This window comes from uncultured Methanobrevibacter sp., assembly GCF_947169325.1.
Taxonomy (GTDB): Archaea; Methanobacteriota; Methanobacteria; order Methanobacteriales; family Methanobacteriaceae; genus Methanocatella.
The window spans coordinates 1-6,162 of record NZ_CAMVPN010000110.1 but is presented as its reverse complement, the minus strand read 5'-3'; the positions used below and the strand labels follow the sequence as shown (position 1 = coordinate 6,162).

7 protein-coding genes are annotated in these 6,162 nt (G+C 36.7%); 2 read left to right on the top strand and 5 right to left on the bottom strand.

Going from position 1 to position 6,162, the window contains the following annotated elements; translation table 11 throughout:
• Positions 1–147 precede the first annotated feature (147 nt).
• Positions 148–1,617, top strand: coding sequence for a (R)-citramalate synthase (locus Q0W26_RS11030; protein WP_298525267.1), 1,470 nt, complete (start codon positions 148–150; stop codon positions 1,615–1,617).
• A 7-nt stretch (positions 1,618–1,624) separates the two neighbouring features.
• Positions 1,625–2,116 carry a KEOPS complex subunit Cgi121 gene (gene cgi121, locus Q0W26_RS11025; RefSeq protein WP_298525264.1) on the top strand — a complete coding sequence of 164 codons (492 nt, stop codon included), beginning with the start codon at positions 1,625–1,627 and terminating at the stop codon, positions 2,114–2,116.
• Here the strand turns inward: cgi121 and Q0W26_RS11020 are convergent.
• Genes Q0W26_RS11020 through Q0W26_RS11000 form a run of 5 tightly spaced genes read right to left on the bottom strand, consistent with a single transcriptional unit; the run spans position 2,100 to position 6,032 of the window.
• Entirely contained in the window at positions 2,100–3,059 is a 960-nt protein-coding gene (locus Q0W26_RS11020; RefSeq protein WP_298525262.1) for a DegT/DnrJ/EryC1/StrS family aminotransferase, read from the bottom strand. The two genes, cgi121 and Q0W26_RS11020, sit on opposite strands and share 17 nt — an antisense overlap.
• Positions 3,052–4,242, bottom strand: coding sequence for a hypothetical protein (locus Q0W26_RS11015; protein ID WP_298525259.1), 1,191 nt, complete (start codon positions 4,240–4,242; stop codon positions 3,052–3,054). Before Q0W26_RS11015 ends, Q0W26_RS11020 begins: the two co-directional genes overlap by 8 nt.
• Before the next feature lie 38 nt (positions 4,243–4,280).
• Positions 4,281–5,207 (bottom strand): glutamine-hydrolyzing GMP synthase, encoded by a 927-nt coding sequence (gene guaA, locus Q0W26_RS11010; protein WP_298525257.1) that lies wholly within the window; start codon positions 5,205–5,207, stop codon positions 4,281–4,283.
• A gap of 1 nt (position 5,208) precedes the next feature.
• Positions 5,209–5,466, bottom strand: coding sequence for a hypothetical protein (locus Q0W26_RS11005; RefSeq protein WP_298525255.1), 258 nt, complete (start codon positions 5,464–5,466; stop codon positions 5,209–5,211).
• Positions 5,467–5,474: 8 nt separating this feature from the next.
• A complete protein-coding gene (locus Q0W26_RS11000) occupies positions 5,475–6,032 on the bottom strand; it encodes a GMP synthase subunit A (protein WP_298525254.1) in 558 nt (185 codons plus the stop codon).
• Between the last annotated feature and the right edge of the window lie 130 nt (positions 6,033–6,162).

Genomic DNA, 6,162 nt, shown 5'->3' with positions numbered 1-6,162 from the left:
TGTTTTGTTTGTGTACTATGGTTTTCTATGGGAATTTCATTTCGCTGCAAGCTTTCTCTATTACAATTATTTACTTACTTTTTATCTGTTTTTTTTTAATATTTTTCTTAACATAATACCAATATTGCATTATTTTAGGTGGTTTTTTTGAATATTAAAGTTTTAGATACTACTTTGCGTGATGGAGAACAAACTCCTGGTGTTTCTCTAACTCCCAATGAAAAGCTTAGAATTGCTAATAAGCTGGATGAAATAGGTGTTGATTTTATAGAAGCGGGTTCTGCTATTACTTCCATTGGGGAGCGAGATTCCATTAAGGAAATTACGAATCAGGGTTTAAATGCAGAAATTTTAAGTTTTTCAAGGCCTTTGCAGATTGACATTGACTATTGTCTGGACTGTAATGTGGATGCGGTAAATTTGGTAGTTCCCACATCTGACTTGCATATTTCAGATAAACTAAAAACCACTCGTGAGGAACTATTGGAATTATCAAATAATGCAATCGATTATTGTAAGGATCATGGTTTGACTGTTGAATTGTCCGCAGAAGACGCTTCCAGAAGTGATGTCGATTTTTTAAAGTCAGTCTATTACAATGCAATCGATCATGGTGTAGATAGGATATGTGTATGTGATACAGTTGGAATTTTAACTCCAGATACTTCTTTTGAATTATTCGCTATATTAAAGGATATTGATGTTCCGATTGCATGTCATTGCCATAATGATTTTGGCCTTGCTGTTGCAAATACATTATCTGCACTTAAAGGAGGTGCAACTGAAATCCACACTACCATCAACGGTATCGGTGAGCGCGCAGGTAACACTTCATTTGAGGAATGTGTTGTCAGTATTGACAGGCTGTTTTCCCAATTTTCAACCAATATAAAAATTAATGAAATTTATGACGTGTCCAAGTTGGTTGCCAGATTGACAGGTGTTTACATTCAACCCAACAAGGCAATAGTCGGTGAAAATGCATTTGCCCATGAATCCGGAATACATTCCGATGGAATCATTAAAAATTCCGCCACTTATGAACCGATGACTCCTGAACTTGTCGGGCGAAAGCGTACTTTTGTCATTGGAAAGCATATGGGGACCAATGGTTTGAATAATCGATTAAAAGAATTGGGCATGAATGTGGATGACAATCAGCTTAAGCAGATTTGTGATAACATTAAGGTATTGGCTGATAAGGGAAAAACAGTTACCGATGTGGATTTGCAGGTAATTGCTGATAATGTTTTGGAAATAAATCATGAAGATAGAATCAAACTTGATGAGGTAACTATTGTTTCTGGAAATAAGGTAATGCCGACTGCTTCTGTTAAAATCACAATCGACGGCGAACAGATTCTTAATGCGGGTGTAGGATTAGGTCCGGTGGATGCTGCAATCAATGCAATCAAATCATTGGATATTTTTAAGGATATAGATTTGATCGAATATCACGTAGATGCAATTACCGGAGGTACTGATGCATTCATTGATGTAATCATCAAACTCCAACAGGGAGATAAGATAGTATCCGCCAGAGGTACCGAACCGGACATTATCAATGCAAGTGTAAAGGCATATATTGCAGGAGTAAATAGATTACTTAGGGATTAGGGTTATTATGCAGTTGGAAAATTTACAAATATTGGGATTTAGGGCAACAATAACATCAGTAAATGACACTTTAAGTCAAATAAATGAAATTAAACAGGATGAGGAAATCATCCAACTTTTGAATGCAGATGCAATTGCCGGTAAAAATCATATTGTCCATGGTGTTAATCAGGCATTCCTCGCATTTGAGCGTGGTGAAAACTTGGCCAAGGACATCAGTGTAGAAATAGCATTGAGGTGTTCAGCCCAAAGGCAGATTTCCAAGGCATTCAATATTTTAGGATTGAAAGAAGGGGAAATGAATCTGGTTGCAATTTTGATTAACTGTGGTGACTATGCTTCGGATTTGTCTTCTATTTTCACATTAGATGATGACGTTTTGATTGCTGATGATAATAAATTAAAGGAAATTTATAAAATAAGTGATGTTGAATCCGAAAACATGTCTATTGAGGATATAATCATTGACAGAATCACAAAACTTACTGTAGATTATTGATTTTTAATTCTTCAATTATTTTATCCAAATATTCTTTTTCAAGGCATCCATAATCCAGATTCTTTATTTCAATTGATATTGCCTTTTGCTTTACCCTGTTGTAGTTAGGGCATGTTGTAATGAAGCCACTTTTATCGATTGTCAATGCCTTTTTAAGATTCCAACTTATTTCCTTCGCATCATCTGTTGGAATAATCACATTAACGCCTCTTCTTTTTGCATGTATGGTGTTGGAGATGTGTTTTTTTAGATGCTCTGTTGCATTTAATGTAAGTTCCAAATTATTTTTAACATTATCAAGTTCCGCATATATTCCACTACATGTAATTTCAGTGGTTTTGCTTAATTTTTGTGGCATGGAACTGTTTTTGAAAATTTCTTCATTGTCCGTGCTTATGAATCCTCCGCTTCCGACATTGATCATTTTTGGAGAACCTGTTGAAGCGAGAATGACGTCTGAGTATTTGCCGTTACCTAATAATTTTTTCTTATCTCCAATTCCTGCTGATGCATCTTCGATAGTTGTGATTCCATTATTTCTGCAATATTTTGAAATGCTTTTTGTGTCCTGCTCTGCACAATATCCTGCAAAACTTGTAAATATCAATGCTGAGTTGTCATTTATGTCAATGTCATTTAGATAATTGGGATTTATGATTCCCAAATCGGTTTTGATGGTAATCAGGTTTTTATCAAGGAATTTTGCAATCTGCTTAAATCCATGCCATCCTCCCTGATCCGGCACGATAATATCTCCTTCAACTGCTGAGAGTGCTACGAAAATACTGTTGTTGCCACTTGAAGTCATTTTGACGAATTCATGTGAAGTCAAATCTCTGATTTTATTTTTGCATTTCTCTTCAAAGTTGTCATTGACATTTCCAAGTGCAACTTCTGACATTATTTTCCGGGTTTCATCTGAAGGTGTTTTGAATCTAAACATTGTTACCACTTTTAAAGTACATGTCTAATGTAGTTTGCTTTGTGTGAAGCATTTCATTCAGTAATGTGCCCTGTTTTACATATCTGTTGATAGGTATTCTTAATTTGGTACCTGCGTATTTCAAACAGTCTTCGAGAGTTTCGAATTCAAGATATGGTCTTAACATGGCTTCCTTAATATTTTCCCTTACGTTAAATACTCCTAATGGTACATATCCGTCATATGCTTCTCTTAAAATAATCAGTCCGGATTGTTTTTTGATTTTCATAAGATAATCTAAGACCACCATTTTAGCAGTATAGTAACATCCTCCAACTCTGGAGTATTCCTTCTTGCCGCCGTTAGTCTCATAATCTGAAAATATCAACTCTTCGTTTCTCATCAGTTTGATGAATGCCTCATACCATTCATATTGCCATTCTGTTGGTGTTAATATGATTATATAATAATTATTTAGGGCTCCAAATTCAAATACTCTGTAAGTGTCAAGCCTTTCAAATTTCCTTACTTCCTTTAAAAATTCATCCGCTAATGTGGTGTCGCATGCGGTAATTGACCAGCGTGTAGGAACGAGTTTCCTTTTGTTTTTGGTTCCGATTGCACCTACTGAAAATGCTTTTTGCATTGCTGAGAATGGAACTTCCTTATTGTGAAGGTTTACCACTGCTTCTACCGCTTTCAGGTCAGTGTCATAAAATGTCTTTTCCAATTGCCTGTCCCATTTGACGGCGTCAATGTCAAATTTTTCAATTACTGCACTCGGTCCGTGGGGCATGCTGTCTTCGCTAAGCATTGATCCTGTTGGTCTGCGGCCGAATGTCGCCTCACTGTCTATTGATTTTGATGCAAGGGAAATGTCCTGAAGCTTTTCAACGAAAGGATTTTCTAAATCATCAATCTTTATCAGCTGTTTTCCCCTTACGAGGCTCATTCTGTAGTTTATGATTTCATCCTGTGTTTTGTTCTGTCCAATCCAGTCTTCTGGGGAGTCCATGATGTATGTATCTCCCATCTGTTGGCTCATCATTGGTCCTGCATAGACTTTAGGATACGACCATCTTCCAATGAAAACTGATGGAGGGGTTGTTCCTTCAAGGTTTTTGCCGACATTGACAGATTTCATCTGGATCTGTTCTGTCAGTTTTGCAAGGTAAGCGTTTTTAGTTGTTTTCATGATTTTCAAAAAAAGTAAAAAAGTAAAAATACTAAAATATAGTATTTTTAACAGAATTCGATGGTTGCTGGTGGTTTGTCACTAATGGAGAGTGCAACGTGAGTTACTTCACTGACTTCGGAAGTGATTCTGTGTGAAATGGTTTGAATCAGTTCCCAAGGAAGTTCCGCTACTGATGCGGTCATTGCATCAACGGAGTTCACGATTCTTACTACTACCAAGTATCCGAAGTCCCTTTGGTCTCCTTTAACACCAGTAACTTTTGTATCGGTTAATACTGCGAAGTATTGCCATACTTCTTCGTTAAGGCCTCTTGCTTCAACTTCATCGCAGACAATCTTGTTTGCTTTTCTGCAGATTTCAACGTTTTCTCTTGTAAGAACTCCAACGACACGTACGCCAAGGCCAGGTCCTGGGAAAGGTTGTCTGTAGACTGTAGTTTTAGGAAGGTCGAGTTCATCACCGATTTCTCTTACTTCGTCTTTATACAGGTCTCTGATTGGCTCACATAGTTCCAGTTCCATTCCGCTTGGAAGTGCAATGTTGTGGTGGGATTTGATTTCCCCTTCGGTTTCAATCCAGTCCGGTGCTATTGTTCCTTGAACAAGGTATTTTGCTCCGGATTCGATTGCTTCTCTTTCAAACACTTCAATGAACACTCTTCCGATAATTTTCCTTTTTTCTTCAGGGTCTTCGACTCCTGCAAGCTGATCCATGAACTCGTCGGAAGCGTCTACAAACTTGAAGTTCAGTCTGTCTTTAAAGGTATTTGTCACCTGTTCGACTTCGCCTTCTCTTAAAAGACCATGGTCCACAAAGATTGCAGTCAAATTATCACCGATGGCTTTTTGAGCAAGAACAGAACATACTGAACTGTCCACTCCACCTGATAATGCGATGATTGCTTTCTCATCACCGATTTGATCTTTGATTTTTTGAACAGCGTCATCTATAAATTCTTTTGGGCTTAACATATTATTCCTCATCCTCTTCTTCGTAATCTTCAATGATTTGTTTAATCATAGCTTCAAGACCGTTGTCGTTTCCGGATTCAATGGCTTCAATGATATCGTCATATTTTACAAATTTTTCGAGTTTTACAGATTTTGCTCCGATTCCAGAAATTCTAAATCCGTATTCTTCATCACCAATTTGTATGTTAACGTATTTTCTTTTTAAGCCGGCTTTATTGTCTTGTGCTTTAGTTGCTAAGTCTTCTGCATTATCAATCATCATTACACCTATTTTTGGCAAATTTTATAAAAGTTTTTAAAAATGATTTCTCCTTTTGGAGTGTGATGCACTTCAGGATGGAACTGGATTCCATACACTTCCTTATTCTTGTGCTTGAAGGATTCAACATCACATAAACTGGAACTGGCCAGGATATCGAAATTTTCTGGGATTTGTGTGACTTCATCCTTATGGGAAGACCAAACATCCATTTCGGGGGCCAATCCTTCAAATAAGTTTTCATCATTGTTGATGTTTATTTTCACTTGAGCATAACTTTCAGTCTCTGAAGTCTGAACCTCTCCACCATAGGCCTTTGCAATTAGTTGGTGTCCGAGGCAAATTCCCAAAATCGGAATGTCAAAGTGCTTTATGTACTCTTCGCTGTTTCCGGCACCTTCAAGTGAAGGCCCTCCTCCCAAAATCAATCCGATTGGATTTTCAGCTTCAATTTCTTCAACGCTTAAGGTATTTGAAACCAGTTTGGATGGAATCTTGAGATATTGCAAACTTCTCTGAATTCTATGATTGTATTGTCCTTTATTATTGATAACTAATATTGTCATATTATGCTCCATGAAAATATACTGTTATTATTTTTGGTTTTTTTATTTATTATAGTTTATCAATATTTAATCTGAGACTCTTTCAAAAACTTTGTTGATTTGAAATTTTCTGATGAAAGTTAGCTCTGAA

Coding starts and splice junctions, on each gene's coding strand:
- cgi121 (WP_298525264.1), top strand. CDS start 1,625: ATGCAGTTGGAAAATTTACAAATATTGGGATTTAGGGCAACAATAACA.
- Q0W26_RS11020 (WP_298525262.1), bottom strand. CDS start 3,059: ATGTTTAGATTCAAAACACCTTCAGATGAAACCCGGAAAATAATGTCA.
- guaA (WP_298525257.1), bottom strand. CDS start 5,207: ATGTTAAGCCCAAAAGAATTTATAGATGACGCTGTTCAAAAAATCAAA.
- Q0W26_RS11005 (WP_298525255.1), bottom strand. CDS start 5,466: ATGATTGATAATGCAGAAGACTTAGCAACTAAAGCACAAGACAATAAA.
- Q0W26_RS11000 (WP_298525254.1), bottom strand. CDS start 6,032: ATGACAATATTAGTTATCAATAATAAAGGACAATACAATCATAGAATT.